Source organism: uncultured Anaerococcus sp., from assembly GCF_963510915.1.
In the GTDB taxonomy this organism is placed as follows: domain Bacteria; phylum Bacillota; class Clostridia; order Tissierellales; family Peptoniphilaceae; genus Anaerococcus.
In genome coordinates, this window is record NZ_CAUPHG010000040.1 from 1 (window position 1) to 14,208 (window position 14,208).

Annotated in this window: 16 protein-coding genes; 4 read left to right on the top strand and 12 right to left on the bottom strand. The window is 34.6% G+C overall.

The features are described 5' to 3' along the window. Positions 1 to 217: 217 nt before the first annotated feature. Both RQ893_RS04810 and RQ893_RS04815 read right to left on the bottom strand, forming a co-directional pair. Positions 218 to 1,114 carry a CPBP family intramembrane glutamic endopeptidase gene (locus RQ893_RS04810; protein ID WP_311481914.1) on the bottom strand — a complete coding sequence of 299 codons (897 nt, stop codon included), beginning with the start codon at positions 1,112 to 1,114 and terminating at the stop codon, positions 218 to 220. After that, complete coding sequence (locus RQ893_RS04815) at positions 1,111 to 1,731, bottom strand: hypothetical protein (RefSeq protein ID WP_311481915.1); 621 nt, start codon at positions 1,729 to 1,731, stop codon at positions 1,111 to 1,113. Before RQ893_RS04815 ends, RQ893_RS04810 begins: the two co-directional genes overlap by 4 nt. 56 nt (positions 1,732 to 1,787) lie before the next feature. Here RQ893_RS04815 and RQ893_RS04820 point away from each other — a divergent pair, with 56 nt between their 5' ends. Further along, positions 1,788 to 2,645, top strand: coding sequence for a hypothetical protein (locus RQ893_RS04820; protein ID WP_311481916.1), 858 nt, complete (start codon positions 1,788 to 1,790; stop codon positions 2,643 to 2,645). 29 nt (positions 2,646 to 2,674) lie between these two features. Here the strand turns inward: RQ893_RS04820 and RQ893_RS04825 are convergent, their stop codons facing one another. The 7 genes from RQ893_RS04825 to RQ893_RS04855 all read right to left on the bottom strand — a co-directional run bounded on the left by RQ893_RS04825 (position 2,675) and on the right by RQ893_RS04855 (position 7,811). Continuing rightward, positions 2,675 to 2,836, bottom strand: a complete 162-nt coding sequence (locus RQ893_RS04825) for a hypothetical protein (RefSeq protein ID WP_311481917.1) — start codon at positions 2,834 to 2,836, stop codon at positions 2,675 to 2,677. Positions 2,837 to 2,846: 10 nt separating this feature from the next. Then, entirely contained in the window at positions 2,847 to 4,238 is a 1,392-nt protein-coding gene (locus RQ893_RS04830) for a C39 family peptidase (protein ID WP_311481918.1), read from the bottom strand. Between the two features lie 111 nt (positions 4,239 to 4,349). Beyond that, the gene (locus RQ893_RS04835; RefSeq protein ID WP_311481919.1) at positions 4,350 to 5,006 is read right to left on the bottom strand and encodes a TlpA disulfide reductase family protein; all 657 of its coding nucleotides are present in this window, start codon (positions 5,004 to 5,006) and stop codon (positions 4,350 to 4,352) included. Further along, the gene (locus tag RQ893_RS04840; protein ID WP_311481920.1) at positions 4,996 to 5,859 is read right to left on the bottom strand and encodes a 4Fe-4S binding protein; all 864 of its coding nucleotides are present in this window, start codon (positions 5,857 to 5,859) and stop codon (positions 4,996 to 4,998) included. Before RQ893_RS04840 ends, RQ893_RS04835 begins: the two co-directional genes overlap by 11 nt. Further along, positions 5,852 to 5,989: a CD1871A family CXXC motif-containing protein gene (locus RQ893_RS04845; protein ID WP_311481921.1), complete on the bottom strand. Its 138-nt coding sequence runs from the start codon at positions 5,987 to 5,989 to the stop codon at positions 5,852 to 5,854. The genes RQ893_RS04840 and RQ893_RS04845 overlap by 8 nt, the downstream gene beginning before the upstream one ends. Before the next feature lie 51 nt (positions 5,990 to 6,040). Continuing rightward, positions 6,041 to 7,150 carry a HAMP domain-containing sensor histidine kinase gene (locus RQ893_RS04850; protein ID WP_311481922.1) on the bottom strand — a complete coding sequence of 370 codons (1,110 nt, stop codon included), beginning with the start codon at positions 7,148 to 7,150 and terminating at the stop codon, positions 6,041 to 6,043. Further along, on the bottom strand, positions 7,131 to 7,811 hold the full coding sequence (locus RQ893_RS04855) for a response regulator transcription factor (RefSeq protein ID WP_311481923.1): 681 nt from the start codon (positions 7,809 to 7,811) through the stop codon (positions 7,131 to 7,133). The genes RQ893_RS04850 and RQ893_RS04855 overlap by 20 nt, the downstream gene beginning before the upstream one ends. Before the next feature lie 231 nt (positions 7,812 to 8,042). Here RQ893_RS04855 and RQ893_RS04860 point away from each other — a divergent pair, with 231 nt between their 5' ends. The 3 genes from RQ893_RS04860 to RQ893_RS04870 all read left to right on the top strand — a co-directional run bounded on the left by RQ893_RS04860 (position 8,043) and on the right by RQ893_RS04870 (position 10,136). Continuing rightward, positions 8,043 to 8,657, top strand: a complete 615-nt coding sequence (locus RQ893_RS04860; RefSeq protein WP_311481924.1) for a PepSY domain-containing protein — start codon at positions 8,043 to 8,045, stop codon at positions 8,655 to 8,657. 143 nt (positions 8,658 to 8,800) lie between these two features. Further along, a complete protein-coding gene (locus tag RQ893_RS04865) occupies positions 8,801 to 9,391 on the top strand; it encodes a PepSY domain-containing protein (protein ID WP_311481925.1) in 591 nt (196 codons plus the stop codon). A 145-nt stretch (positions 9,392 to 9,536) separates the two neighbouring features. Further along, positions 9,537 to 10,136: a PepSY domain-containing protein gene (locus RQ893_RS04870; protein WP_311481926.1), complete on the top strand. Its 600-nt coding sequence runs from the start codon at positions 9,537 to 9,539 to the stop codon at positions 10,134 to 10,136. Positions 10,137 to 10,215: 79 nt separating this feature from the next. On the opposite strand, the gene fsa is transcribed toward RQ893_RS04870, so the two are convergent. The 3 genes from fsa to RQ893_RS04885 form a co-directional block, all read right to left on the bottom strand. Next, positions 10,216 to 10,872, bottom strand: coding sequence for a fructose-6-phosphate aldolase (gene fsa, locus RQ893_RS04875; protein WP_311481927.1), 657 nt, complete (start codon positions 10,870 to 10,872; stop codon positions 10,216 to 10,218). A 69-nt stretch (positions 10,873 to 10,941) separates the two neighbouring features. Next, positions 10,942 to 12,900: a transketolase gene (gene tkt / locus RQ893_RS04880; protein WP_311481928.1), complete on the bottom strand. Its 1,959-nt coding sequence runs from the start codon at positions 12,898 to 12,900 to the stop codon at positions 10,942 to 10,944. Between the two features lie 30 nt (positions 12,901 to 12,930). Then, positions 12,931 to 14,181 (bottom strand): PTS ascorbate transporter subunit IIC, encoded by a 1,251-nt coding sequence (locus tag RQ893_RS04885; protein WP_311481929.1) that lies wholly within the window; start codon positions 14,179 to 14,181, stop codon positions 12,931 to 12,933. Between the last annotated feature and the right edge of the window lie 27 nt (positions 14,182 to 14,208).

The window sequence follows — 14,208 nt, forward strand, 5'->3', positions numbered from 1 at the left end:
AGTATCAGGCTACATGCTAGGAGTAAATCCATTCAACCAACCAGGCGTGGAAGCCTATAAAAAGGCAATGTTTAAGCTACTAGGAAAACCTGGATACTAGATAAAAGTAAATTTCGAGCATACTAAAAGACCTCAACCGAGGTCTTTTGCTTTGTCTTTTTTTTATTAATTTTAATTACATTAGAAATTTCAATAAATATTTTAACTTTTCCGATAACTAGCTTGCTGGCTTTGTATTTTTTATTTTTCTACTTAAAAATATTAGTAATATGACTAGAATTAGACTGGTAATTATCGAGCCTTCTAAGCCAAAGCCTCCTCCTGAGATTAGGTCAGGTCCCTTTAGCTTTGTTTTAAATAGGGTGACTGGTATGGAGCTATTGCCAGAGACTGTTATGCCATAAATATTTGCCATGGTCATATTCCAGAAAGTGTGGGCGGCTGCTGGCATGTATATAGAATCATTTATGTAAAATATTAGAGAAAATATGATTCCTATTAAAAATATATTCACAAAGGCCATGGGGCTAAAGTCTGCATTTCCCAAGTGAAATATGGAAAAGATTATGGAATTAGCTATTATTGCAAGTTCTATTTTGCCCCTAGCTGCCATTTGGTTCATCAAAATTGCTCTAAGAATAAATTCCTCTTCAAAACCTTGGATCATCCATGCTGGAAGGAAGACCATGAAAAATTTTAGGTTAAAACCATTTAGATTTTTCCTAATTTCTGCAAATTCTGTTAGGTCTAATATTAAAACTACAAGGGTCACTAACCCAAAGCCTAGAAGAAGTCCCTTTCCATATTTTTTAATTTTATCATCGTCCACAAGCCCTAAGGATAGGCAATTTCTTTCTAAAGCTTTCCTTGCAAAAATATATGCTAAAATTAGCGCTAAGGCGGTGGAATAAATTATTAGCAAGAAAAATAGGTTATTTGTGTCTATAAAAGTAAAAAACTTGTCTAGAATCTCTATATTTTGGCTTATCTTTAAGATTAATCCCAGCCCATATTGAGGAATTATTACCAGAAGTGAAAGGATGACGGTAATAATAACTGGATTTAGGTCACGAGACTTTTTGCTTGTCTCTATTATAGATTTATTCGCTATCATTTGACTAAGTCCAAGGCGCCGCCGATTATGCCATTGATAAAGTCTCTTGATTCATAGATTTCATAGCCGAAAAGTTTTTTCTTTAAGAAAATTTTAGCATCGGAACTTTTTACTTCCGCCCCATCCTTTGATAATTCCTTCATATAAGCTTCGTGTTGGTTTTCTTCTTCCAAGTGCTTAATCTTATCAAAGCAATCAACGTAATTGACATTAGAAATTTTAAGTGTCACTTCCATGCCGCCTTCTATATCAAGTTTGTTTAATACTTCTATATCTAGGTTTTTAAAATTATTCCTGACAAACTCGTCCTGCTTTTTTTCATCGTCCGAATAAGATTTTTTAAGAACTTCAAAAATCACATCAAGCCTATCCATATTTTCTTCCATGTAGGCTGTATCATCTGTCTTAATCGCCTTTTCAATCCTATTTACAGTTCTGTCAACATTATGAGAAAGAGATCTCAAACCGAAAAATATAGCGGCTGCAAGGAGGAGAAAAATTAAGACATAAGGGCCAAAAGTCTTTCTCTTGCGCCTTTTTTCTCTCACACGCCTCTTTTTCTCACGAGTTTTAGGATTTTTATATTCTTTTTCTTCACTTCTTTTACGTCTAGCCATAATTCCATCCTTTAAAATATTATACCATTTCTATGATTTTATGATATGATTAATATATGAAGTATCTTAAAAATAATTTTGCTACAGGTCTTACTCTTTTAGCCATAATTGGTCTAATTTTTGAGACTTTTATAGTGCATAATCTAATAATTAATGAAAATTTAATAGTAAGGGCTCTTTCTTCCTATCTTATATCCTACTTAGCCTTTAAAATATCCTTTGTTGAAACTAAGAAGGTTGCCTTGATGTTTGTACCTCTAATCTTTCACAGCCTAATCGTGGCACTTGTTGTAAGAGGAGGATTTTCAAGTAAAATCCCTAACGATATGGTAAGAATCATCACTAATCTTTATAGGCTAATAGTCATAGTCGGAATATTTTTTATAATAGAACTCATCCTTAATAGGATATTCGGAAGCTTAGTTACATCAATACTTGGAGGTCTTTCCTTCTTGATTTTCCTTGCCATAATTTTTAGCAATAGACTTTCTGTCCTTAAAAATTTCGAGGATTTTTTCCTCTACTTTAGCTTTTATGTAATGGCAATCAGAATAAGGTCAGCTCTTAGGTTAAATCCATTTCTCTTATTCATCGCCATTGTTTTGGTTGTGGGAGAGATTTACCTTCAGAAAACTTACCTAAAATATGACTATGGTTTTTTACTTAGTATATATCCCCTAGTTTATTTTAGCCTTAAAACCATAAGCAATGAGCATAGTTTCTGTTTGTTGGACTATATGCTTTTTGCATTAATCTATATCTATCCAGCTCTATTTGTAATAATAAAAACAAGCTTTGATATAGAAAGCCTAGCCATTTCAATAATAGGCATCTTAGCTTCGTATATCCTAGGCGAAGTCATTTATAAAATCAAAAATACCTACCTTTCCACATTAATTTTAGGAATTAGTTAATACGCAGGTCACAAGGGACCTGCGTATTTTTATATTATTTCTTTAAGAAACATGGCAATAGCGACAACAGCTATAGTTTTTAGGATGGAAATTGTCCTATCCTTGCCATATTTTTCTATCAACTTCCTTGTCAAAAACTCCATCACAAAAGTTATGATTAAGGTGATAATAAATATTTTTAAGTATCTCATTTTTTCCTCCTTATTTTATTTCCCAAGCAACTGTCACTTCTCTTCTTAGCCTCCACCAAGGAATCCTATCCATAGTATTTCTCCTCATGTTATTTGGGTCATTTAGGGTAAAGGCCCCATCTTTATAGGAATCAATAACCATATAGTGACCGCCATCTGTAAAATATCCTGGTCCCACCCTTACAACTATAGGGTTATCCTTTAGGGCTTGGACAAAGGCGTCTTTTTGAACTGGAATGTCATAGGATTTTAGGCCATAGGCCTCAACACCTTCTATAAAATACTGCCAGTCAGTCCCATCCCACGATGAGTAGTCACGGGCAACTGCCATGGTGTTTGTCGGATAGATATCATTGGTATTTAGCTTCCTGTTTAGGACCATGGCCATGGTTGTTGGTCCGCATCCAAGATTTGACATATTTGATGAAGCGAAGGCCCTTGATGCCCAACGCCTATCGTGTTGGCTAAAATATGGGGTTTTTCTCATAAGGTTTTGAGAAAATCCTGGTCTAAAGGCTCCACCTGTCCCCCTACTAAGGTAGGCATGGGCGACATCGTATTGGTAGATTGCCTCTCCCCTTGCATTTATCCAATACATCTTGTGGTCAAAAACCTTGTTTATATTTCTAAGTAGTCTCAAAGATCTTTCGTGAAAGGCATATTTTTTGCCATTAATATTGGCTAGTCCCTCTGCAGGCTTGCCGTCTTTATAATAATACCTATCGCCGACCCAGCCTCTATTGTAAGAACCATTTGTCTTTTCCGCTTCTCCGTAATTATTAAAATAATAATTTTGTCCATTAATAACTCTGTTTTGCTTCCTAAAAATAGACCCACTATCATCAAAACCATAGGTAATATTTCCTATTGTCTTTAGCCCCTTGGCATATCCTGTTTTGGGATCATAGTATCCTAGCTTGCCCTTATAATAATCCCAACCAATATAGTGAGCTTCGCCCTTATCGTCTGCATGTATATTTTCATTTTTAATAATCTTGCTTTTGACTAATTTACCAGTTTTTTTATCAAAATACTTGCGAACTTTCCCAGTGTCTGTAAGTCCCTTGGCAAGGCTTCCGTCTTTATTATGGTAGTAGAGGTCTTCTTTTACAGGTTCATCTTCTTTTTTAAGCTCATTTTCTTTTGTAGGCTCATTTTCTTTTTTAGGCTCATTTTCTTTTGTAGGTTCATCTTCTTTTTTTGTTTGACCTTTATTTTCTTTTTCCTTTTCATTTACAAGGTCTTTGGGTTTATAATTCTCCCAATCAAAATTAGGATAATTTTCAACTACAGCATCTAGGTCATAATCTTGATAGTAAACTATATCTTCAGCTGCAAGAGCATTATTTACACTAAATACCGCAGTAAAAATCACGCCTGCTAGTATGATTTTATTTTTCATTTTATTTCCCTCGGCTTTTCTTTTAATTATATCAGAGATTTGCTATTTTAGGCAAAAGAAAATCCCGACTCAGTCGGGATAAACAGAAAATTTTATAGGGGAATATATTTTTTATTTATTTGAAGCCTCTTTGGCCATTTCAATATTTGCCTTTAGCTTAGAAATTTGGTCTTCGCTTGTGATCGCTCCTACCACATCTTCGCCTACGATATTACCGTTTTTGTCAACTACGATTGTTGTTGGATAGGCAAATACATGGTCTAGGTATTTCTTAATTTCGCCTTCCTGTTTGATACCGAGAGCTTGGTAGGTTGGTTTGTTTTCTCCAACTATTCTCTTAAAGGCATCCATGGTTGATTGATCATACTCCGCATCTGTGCAAAGGGTAAGGAAATTTACCTTTTCATCTTTTTTAAGGTCATCTGCCACCTTATTTAATTCAGGCATCTCTTCTATACAAGCAGAACATCCTGTAAACCATAGATTGATGACTGTGGCATCGTAGTTTTTGAAATCTTCATTTGTAAATTTCTTGCCATCTTGGTCTTTTGCCTCAAACTTACCCAAAGTATTTGGTTTTTCGCCTTCTACATCAGGTGCTTCTATTGGAGTTTCTGTATCATTTGTAATTTTAGCTCCTGATGGGAGGTCTTCTTTGCTGATAGCTTCTTGTTTTACTTCTTCTGGTTTTTCTTCCTTTTTTTGTCCGCATGCTACAAGACTTCCTGCTAGCATTAGAACTAGTATCATTTTGCTTTTAATTTTCATTTTCTTCTCCTTTTTTTCTTATAAATTCACTTATTATAGCCTTAGTTGGGCAGGCCTTTACACAATCTCCACACCTGATACATTCAAGATGGGCACAATTTTTTCTAATATCAACATCCATCTTACATACCCTTGCACACTTGCCACAATTTATACACTTATCTTCGCTAACGCTAAGTTGATAGAGGGAATACTTATTAAAAAGCGAATAAAATGCTCCCAGCGGGCAAATCCACTTGCAAAACGGCCTATAAAATCCAATGGATAGGATAATTGTAATAACTAAAATTACAAACTTGAACCTAAAGAGAGGTCCAAGAGCCGCTCTCAAAGAAAGATTTCTCGCCGCAAGGGGGAGGGCCGCTTCCATTATGCCCTGAGGACAAATGTACTTGCAAAAGTATGGTGGCACAACCTCAAATTTACCTTTTAAGGCAAAACCAATCCCAACAATAATTGCACTTAAAATTATATATTTTACAATCCTTAGGCTCTTTAATTTCTTTGTCGAAAACTTCTTAGTTGGAATTTTATGAAGTAAGTCTTGAAAAAAACCAAAGGGACAAAAAAGTCCACAAATGAGTCTTCCAAAAACCACTCCAAAAAACATCATAATACCTACTACATAATAGGAAAACTTGTATTTTTTAGATCCTATTACCGCTTGAAGGCTTCCTATGGGACAAGACCCTGCCGCCCCTGGACAAGAATAACAATTTAAACCAGGTAAACAAGCTTTTTTGCCGACTCCTTGGTAGATTTTTCCCTTAAAGAAATTACTCAAATGGAAGTTATGGGCTAGGGTTGATAGGATCTGGATGATTATTTTTTTATGATTTCTTAACTTATCCAATACCAATACACTCCAAACAAAGATTAACAGCCTTCATAAAAACTGTATCCACTTCTTTTCTGTAGACCCCAAATCCAATTAAGCCAAGACTTAGGGTAAGAAGTGCCAATGTGATTTTTCTATTTTTCATCTTAACCATCCTTTCCATTTCCTATATTCTATCAAAGCCTATGTTAAATTCTCATAAAGACTTAGGAATGTTTATGGTGAAAATCGAACCTTGAGGTTTATTATCTGAAATTTCAATCTTTGCCCCAAGCATATCTGCGATTGTTTTTGAAAGTGATAGGCCAATTCCAAAACCTTCCTGACCTCTTGAAGAATCAATCTGATAAAAAAGTTCAAAAATCCTTTCCTTATCAGCTTCTGGAATCCCAAGGCCTGTATCTGCAATCTTAATACTTACAAAATCAGAATCTTCTTTTGCAGAAATTTCCACTCTGCCACCTAATTTGTTGTATTTAATCGCATTATCAACTATGTTAAAAACCAATCTCTGAAGAAGACTATCATCTGTTACTAGGTTGATATTTGTATCCCTAGTTATTAGTTCAACCTCTTTATCCTCCGCCTTATCCTCCAAATCTAGGATTATCTCATCTACCAATATATCTAAGTTTACTTCATCTAGTTTTAAATCTGATTTTTTTCTTAGTGATAAAATCGCATCAACAAGTCCACCTAGCTTATTTACATTGCTATCAAGAACCCTAAGCAGTTTTCTAGCATCAGCGTCATTCGTTTTTTGCCTAAAAACGTCTAGCTGACTTTTCATAACAGCTATAGGCGTCCTCAATTCATGAGCTACATTTGAAGAAAAATCCTTTTGCCTCTTATAATCTGCATATATTTTTTTTAGCATCTTATCAAAGGCTTCTGAAAGCTCAACAATTTCACTAGAAGTATTATCCAAAACAACTAAGTTTTCAAAACTTTCCGGCTTATCTATATCAACATGAGTGAGTTTTTTCTGGAGCTTCTTGAGGGGAGCGAGGATTTTCTTTATGATAAAGGCAAAGGAAATAGATCCCAGGATAAGAACAGTCGACATTACAAAAATTAGATAAAGAGTAAAGTCGCTATTGGATTGAACCTTAGTTGTGTCTACAAAAAGGACCATGGACCTATCCATAGAGCCCATATTTTCGTTTATATCTTCGATTACAGTATCAATTACCATAGCCTGCTTGCGGTTGATTAGGTACATACTGACAAGGAGCATGACTATAAAAATTACCACAACAGCAGAAATAAGTTTAAAAACTACAGAATCATAAATTTTCTGTTTCATGAATCCTATATCCCTTGCCAATTACATTTTCTATAAAATTTTTGCCGCAAACCGACCTAAGCTTTTTCCTAAGAGAAGACATATGAACCCTCACTGTATTTGAAAATCCATCCGCATTAGAATCCCAAACGTGTTCAATAAGTTCTTCTGCTGGTATAAAACGTTCTGAATTTAAAAATAAATATTCTAATATACCTGTTTCCTTCACTGTTAGAGAAATTGGTTTGCCATTAAAAGAAGCCTCTCTTTTTATAGTATCAAAAGAAAGTCCTGAGATATCCATAACTGTGGCCTGATGGATTTTCTTGCCTCTCAAATGAGAACGCATCCTAGCGTCTAGTTCTCTAAGAGCAAAAGGCTTAACCATGTAATCACTAGCCCCTAGGTCTAAACCCTTGACCCTGTCTTCTATATCGCTCCTTGCTGTTAACATAATGATTGCCACTTCCTTATTAAAATCTCTAATTGATTTTAAAACTTCAAACCCATCTTTACCCGGCAGATTCACATCTAAAATTATTAGGTCATAAGATTCAACAAAGGCCATATCAATGGCATCATCTCCATTAGATGCCTTATCTGTCACATAGCCTAAAAGGGTAAGCCCCTCAGCTATAGAATCTAGTAAGTCCAATTCATCTTCTACTATTAATACCTTCATATCCTTACCTTTCCTTGTAAGCACTTTATTTCACTTTGATTATATCACAAAGTCATTAAATTATTGTTAAGTTTTCTTGCTTCGTGTTAAAGTTACGAATCTTAAAATTTTTGTAAGGAATCTTGAATATTTTTAATTTCAAGTATAATTTTAGTAAGTATAGATATAAATTATATAAAAAGAGAGAGAATTTTATATTCGAAGAAGAAAAATTTACATGGAGGTAAATTCATGAAAAACAAAAAAATAATCTTACTACTAGCTACAGCATTAATTTTGGGAGCTTGTGGAAAAGAAGCGGCAAAACCTGCCGAAAAAACAAAACAAAAAGAAATTCAAGTAGACGAAACAAAGACTGGTGTAAAAGAAGTAAAAAATGATGACAAAAAGCCAAATGAAGAAGAAAAAGAAAAAGTGCCAGAATTTGCAACTAATATCGATGAAGCCTTAAAAATCTTCCACAAACACAATTTTGGCGACGGATCTTTTGATGCTATAAATATCGATAAATTGAAGGTAAAAATCTTAGATAAGGATATAATCTATAGCATTGAAGGCTTTAAAGACGGCAAAGAATACAAGCTCAAAATAAATAACAAAGGTGAAATCCTAGAAGAAGAAGTCGAAGAAGATGACGATAACAAAAAAATTGCCATAGATTTTACTAAAATAATTTCTGGAGTAGATGCCATGAATAAGGCCATAGAAGGTCAAGACGAAAAAGCTTGGGTTAAAGGATACGAAATCGAAATTGAAGATGGTAAGGTAGTCTACGACCTTGACGTTGAAAACGGTCAGGATGTAAAAATCGACGCTACAAGCGGCCAAATAATCGAAAGAGACTAAATTAATAATCAATAGGCCCTTATGGGTCTATTTCTTTGCCATTTTAGTGCTTTGTTGGTTGCAAGTTCCCTTCCCGACTTAAATTGTAAAGAAAGTCCATTTTGGTATAATTTATAAAAAGTAGATTGCAAACGGAGAGTATTATGATCAAAAAATTATTGGCTACTGTCTTGGCCCTAGCCTTTATATTTGCAGGATGTAATAATAAAGAAAATCTTACAAAAAATGAAAATGGCATAAAAAAAGCCCAAAATTATGATAAAGAAAACAGCCAAGATAAAAAAGAAAATTTACCAAAAATTGCCAGGAGCCTAGATGAAGCTGTTCAAATATTTCATAATCACAACTTCGGTGATGGGAGAATTGATTCTATAAATATAGATAAACTTAAAGTAGAATTTACCAAGGACATTTTCACCCTAAAGATAGAAGGTTTTAAAAACGGAAAAATATACATGCTTACAATCGATGATAATGCCCAAATAACCGACGAAAAAATTGAAGACGATAAGGACAATAAGACACTCGCTCTAGACTTTAAAAATATTATTCCAGGCACATTAGCCATGGAAAAATCTCTGAAAGGACAAGCTAAAGGAGCTTGGGTCAAAGGCTATGAGCTAAAAATCGAAGACGGCAAGGCAATATACGATATAGACGTAGCTGAAGGCGAAGATGTTATAATAAATGCAACAAATGGTAAAGTAATCAAAAAAACTAAAAGTTTCAGTTAATAGACTACGTAGAGTCTTTTTTCTTTATTTGCCAAAAATATAATTTTATTGATATATTTTTGTCATTAAACTCTAGAATTTGTAAATTTTATCCATCTTGGTATAGTCTTAATGATAAATAGTTTTTAAAAAAGGGAGTATATAGATGAACAAAAAATTATTAGCCTTGCTACTAGCAGGAACCTTTGTATTGGCTGGATGCGGCAAGGATAAAGCTGATCAAAAAGAAGAAACAAAGCAAGAAGAACAAGCAGAAAAACCTGCTGAAGAAAGCAAAAATAAAAATAAGGAAGAAACAAAAGAAGAAAAAGCTGATAAAAAAACAGCCGACATCGTTCTTCCAGACAACAAGGTAACCCTCAAAGCAGCAAGCTACAAATTTGAAAGCCAAGTAGGTGGCATGCCTTATGAGCTAACAAAAGTAAGCTACGAAGAAGAAAATGGTGAGGCTTACTACACCTTTGAAGGCAAAAAAAACGGCGATGAATACAAACTAAAAGTAAATGCCAACACAGCAGAAGCTACAGAAGCCGAAAAAGAAAAAGAAGACGACAAAGAAAACCCAATAGACCTCGGCAAAGCTATCCCCCCAGAAGAAGCCATGCACATAGCCCTAGAATCAAACGGAGGCGGCACCGTAAAAGAATGGAAACTATATAACGACGGCGAAGGCGAAAAATACGAAATCAAACTAGAAGACGGCAAAGAAATTGTTGTTAATGCTATAAATAAAAAGGTAATGTAAGAAAAACAGGCCATAGGATCAATCTAATCCTTGGCCTGATTTTTTATTTCATCTTATAAATATTTGCAAATCTTTTCTATTATTTATTTGTCTTTTTTACAAAAGCATCCCAGTCTTTTTTGAAACTTTCTATACCTTGAGCGGTAAGTGGATGGGCCCAGAGTTTTTCAAAAAGAGTTCCAGGAATAGTTGCTATATGAGCTCCAGCTATAGCTGCTTCTTCTAGGTGCTTATTGGTCCTTATTGAAGCGGCTATAATTTCACTTTCTAGGCAGTAATTATCTAAAACAGTCTTAAGATCATAAATTAACCTGATTCCATCTTCACCCATATCGTCAATTCTGCCGATAAATGGCGAAATATAAGTAGCACCAGCCTTAGCTGCCATTAGTCCTTGGCTTACAGAAAATATTAGGGTGCAATTAGTCTTTATGCCTTCTTTAGAAAGAGTATTAATGGCCTTCAATCCATCTTCTATCATAGGGATTTTGACAACTATATTGTCTGCCCACTTAGCTATTTCACGGGCTTCCTTAACCATACTCTCATAGTCATAGGTTGTTACTTCAGCTGAGATTGGTCCATCTATAAAAGAAGCTATCTCTGTCACAACTTCTTTAAAATCCCTGCCTTCTTTATTGATAAGTGAAGGATTTGTAGTAACCCCATCACAAAGTCCAAGGTCATTTATCCTTTTTATTTGGTCCACATTTGCTGTATCTAAGAAAAATTTCATACTTCCTCCTTATAGAAGAAAATTAGGGCGATTTAATAATTTCGCCCTAATTTTTATTATTGAAGTCTGTTAAGACAAAATCTCTGTTATTCTAGCTACAATATCTTTTACATTAAATCCTCTAGCCTCGTAAAGGTCCTGTCCATTACCTGATTCACCAAAGTCATTAACGCAAATTACATTCTCTGTCTTTCCTGTATATCTTTCCCAGCCAAAACCAGATGATGCCTCTATTGATATAACCGGCTTTTTCCTATCTATAACAGAATCTTGATAGGTCCTATCTTCTCTTTCAAATAATTCCCAAGATGGCATATTCACTATTCTTAGCCTAATTCCTTTTTCCTCAAGGACTTCTTTTGCCTTTAAAGCAAGTGAAACCTCTGAGCCAGTTGCAATAATGGTTGCGTGATAGTCATCAGAATCATCGATTACGTATGCTCCTTTTACAAATTTTTCATAATTAGTTTCATTTAAAACAGGTAATTCTTGTCTGGCATTTATTAATATAGTTGGTTTATTGTTGCTTAATGCATATTTCCACGAATATATCACTTCATTTGGATCTGCAGGTCTTATTACATCTACATTTGGAACAGATCTAAACTCAGCAAGTTGTTCAATTGGTTGATGTGTAGGGCCATCTGGTCCAATAGATAAGGTATCATGTGTGAATATATAAATAGGGTTTATTTTCTGTAAGGCAGCGTGTCTTATAGCTGACTTCATATATTCTGAAAACACTAAGAAAGTAGCTGCAAAAGGAATTAGACCGCCATGTAAGCTTATTCCATTCGTAATCGCAGCCATACCAAACTCTCGAACTCCAAAGGCTATATTTGAATTCGCTTGGTTTTCCTTGCTTAGATAACCACATTTTCTTATATTTACTTTGTTTGATTTGGACAAGTCTGCAGATCCTCCAATTAAGCATCCCAACTCGTCATAAACGTAATTCAAAACATCTTCACTAGCTACTCTTATTGGCTTTGGTTCTGTATATTTAATAAAACCACTAAAGTCTAGTTTCTTTATTGCTTCCTTATAATTAAATAGCTTTTCATAATCTTCTGGATATTTTTCCTTAAATTGAATTTTCTTATCTAGCCATGCTTCGTACTTATTACTAGCTTCTTTTAAATATTCTTCTTTAAAAGCTTCAATTTCTTCAGGAACATAGAAATCTCCCTCATATTCCCAACCAACTTGTTTTTTAAGATAAGCTATCCCATCGTTACCAAGCGGGTCTGAATGGGCATTATTGGTCCCTGCATCAATTGTACCAAATCCTATTATATTTTTAACTTCAATTATGCTTGGCTTGTCGGATTTTTTCGCTTCTTCTATGGCTTTACCAACGTCTACTATGTTTTCACCATCTTTCACAAAAATATGATTCCAATTCATAGCTTCAAATTTTTTCTTAATATTATCGCTTGTAGAATTAATAACATTTCCATCAAGGCAAACATCATTTGAATCATATAATACTATTAACTTATTTAGACCTATTCTTCCGGCTATAGAAGCTGTCTCAAGAGCAACTCCCTCCATTAAATCCCCATCACCACAAACTACATAGGTATAATGATCAATTATTTTCAAGTCATCTTTGTTATATTTAGCTCCTAGATGCGTCTCAGCTATAGCAAATCCTACTGCCATTGCAAATCCCTGACCTAATGGCCCCGTTGTAGCATCAACACCCTTTGTCAGATAGTTTTCTGGATGGCCTGGGGTTATGGAGCCTAGTTGCCTATAATTCTTCAAATCTTCCATGCTTATATCATATCCAAAAAGATGATATAAGGAATATAGCAATGGTGTTCCATGTCCTGACGAATAAATAAATCTATCCCTATCAAACCATTCTGTATTCTGTGGATCTAACTTTATATGATTTTTAAAAAGTTCGTAGACCATAGGAGACGCCCCCAAAGGCATCCCCAAATGACCACTTCCAGCCCTTTCTACCATATCGGCAGATAGTGTTCTCAATGTATTAATGAATATTTGATCAAAACTCACTTAATTCTCCTCTACTCAATGCTCTAATAATTAATTAATAGCTTTTTCTTTCTTCATAGCACTATAGATAAATATGCCTAAATATACAGCAGCAAGTCCAACTATAACACCAATTCTACCAAGGTTGCTGCCTAAAATTCCAAAGAATATTCCTGCTATTGTAAAGTCAGCATCTGAGAATGTTGAATTAGCAAATCCTAATTCACCAAGAACTGGCATTAAGAATAATGGCAAGAAAGATATAAGGATACCGTGAATAAATGCTCCAATTATAGCTCCTTTTCTTCCGCCTTTTGCGTTGCCAAATACACCTGCTGTTGCACCGCAGAAGAAATGAGGTACTACGCCTGGTAATATCATTGTTGTACCCATTAATCCCATTATTATTAACGATAGTATTCCTCCAACAAAACTTGAAAAGAATCCTATTAATACAGCATTTGGTGCCATAGTAAATACTATTGGACAATCAAGTGCAGGTATTGAGTTTGGAACTAATTTTTCTGATATTCCCTTAAAAGCTGGTAGGATTTCATTAAGAATTAGCCTAACACCAGATAGAATTACATAAACACCTGCTGCAAATTGTGCGCCTTTCATAAGGGCAAATAATATATGATTTCCTGCATCCGGATATTCACTTGCAACATATTCCCCACCAGCAACTATTGCTACTATTAGATAAATAACCATCATAGTTAAACCGATTGCTACTGTAGAATCCCTTAAAAAAGACAATCCTTTAGGAAAATCAGTATCCTCTGTACTTATTATTTCCTTGCTATTTTTCCCAATTATTTCGCCTATTTTTCCTGATAAGAAATACCCAAAACCACCAAAGTGACCAAGTCCTATGCTGTCGCTACCTGTCATATGTCTCATAAAACCTTGAAGCATAAATGGGGATAAACTCATTATTGCTCCTAAGGTTAGAGAACCAACAATAATTAAGCCTGTACCTGTAAATCCTGATACAGAAAATATTACTGCAAGCATACATGCCATATATAACGTATGATGTCCTGTTAGAAATATATGTTTTAGTTTAGTAAATCTTGCAATTAAAATATTTACAAGCATGCCAAAAAACATTATTAAGGCTGTTGATGTTCCAAATTGAACTAAAGCCATAGAAACTATAGCCTCGTTATTTGGTACAACTCCTTGAACATTAAATGCGTGTTGGAACATCTTTCCAAATGGCTCTAGAGATCCAACTACCACATTTGCACCTTGCGATAAAACCACAAAACTGACCTGAACCCGTAAACACGGAATAATTTAATAATATTTTAAGCGGAATGTAAT

What these genes read in the sequence shown, in the direction of transcription:
- RQ893_RS04810 (WP_311481914.1), bottom strand. Translation starts at nt 1,114, where the DNA reads ATGATAGCGAATAAATCTATAATAGAGACAAGCAAAAAGTCTCGTGAC.
- RQ893_RS04815 (WP_311481915.1), bottom strand. Translation starts at nt 1,731, where the DNA reads ATGGCTAGACGTAAAAGAAGTGAAGAAAAAGAATATAAAAATCCTAAA.
- RQ893_RS04820 (WP_311481916.1), top strand. Translation starts at nt 1,788, where the DNA reads ATGAAGTATCTTAAAAATAATTTTGCTACAGGTCTTACTCTTTTAGCC.
- RQ893_RS04825 (WP_311481917.1), bottom strand. Translation starts at nt 2,836, where the DNA reads ATGAGATACTTAAAAATATTTATTATCACCTTAATCATAACTTTTGTG.
- RQ893_RS04830 (WP_311481918.1), bottom strand. Translation starts at nt 4,238, where the DNA reads ATGAAAAATAAAATCATACTAGCAGGCGTGATTTTTACTGCGGTATTT.
- RQ893_RS04835 (WP_311481919.1), bottom strand. Translation starts at nt 5,006, where the DNA reads ATGAAAATTAAAAGCAAAATGATACTAGTTCTAATGCTAGCAGGAAGT.
- RQ893_RS04845 (WP_311481921.1), bottom strand. Translation starts at nt 5,989, where the DNA reads ATGAAAAATAGAAAAATCACATTGGCACTTCTTACCCTAAGTCTTGGC.
- RQ893_RS04850 (WP_311481922.1), bottom strand. Translation starts at nt 7,150, where the DNA reads ATGAAACAGAAAATTTATGATTCTGTAGTTTTTAAACTTATTTCTGCT.
- RQ893_RS04855 (WP_311481923.1), bottom strand. Translation starts at nt 7,811, where the DNA reads ATGAAGGTATTAATAGTAGAAGATGAATTGGACTTACTAGATTCTATA.
- RQ893_RS04860 (WP_311481924.1), top strand. Translation starts at nt 8,043, where the DNA reads ATGAAAAACAAAAAAATAATCTTACTACTAGCTACAGCATTAATTTTG.
- RQ893_RS04865 (WP_311481925.1), top strand. Translation starts at nt 8,801, where the DNA reads ATGATCAAAAAATTATTGGCTACTGTCTTGGCCCTAGCCTTTATATTT.
- RQ893_RS04870 (WP_311481926.1), top strand. Translation starts at nt 9,537, where the DNA reads ATGAACAAAAAATTATTAGCCTTGCTACTAGCAGGAACCTTTGTATTG.
- fsa (WP_311481927.1), bottom strand. Translation starts at nt 10,872, where the DNA reads ATGAAATTTTTCTTAGATACAGCAAATGTGGACCAAATAAAAAGGATA.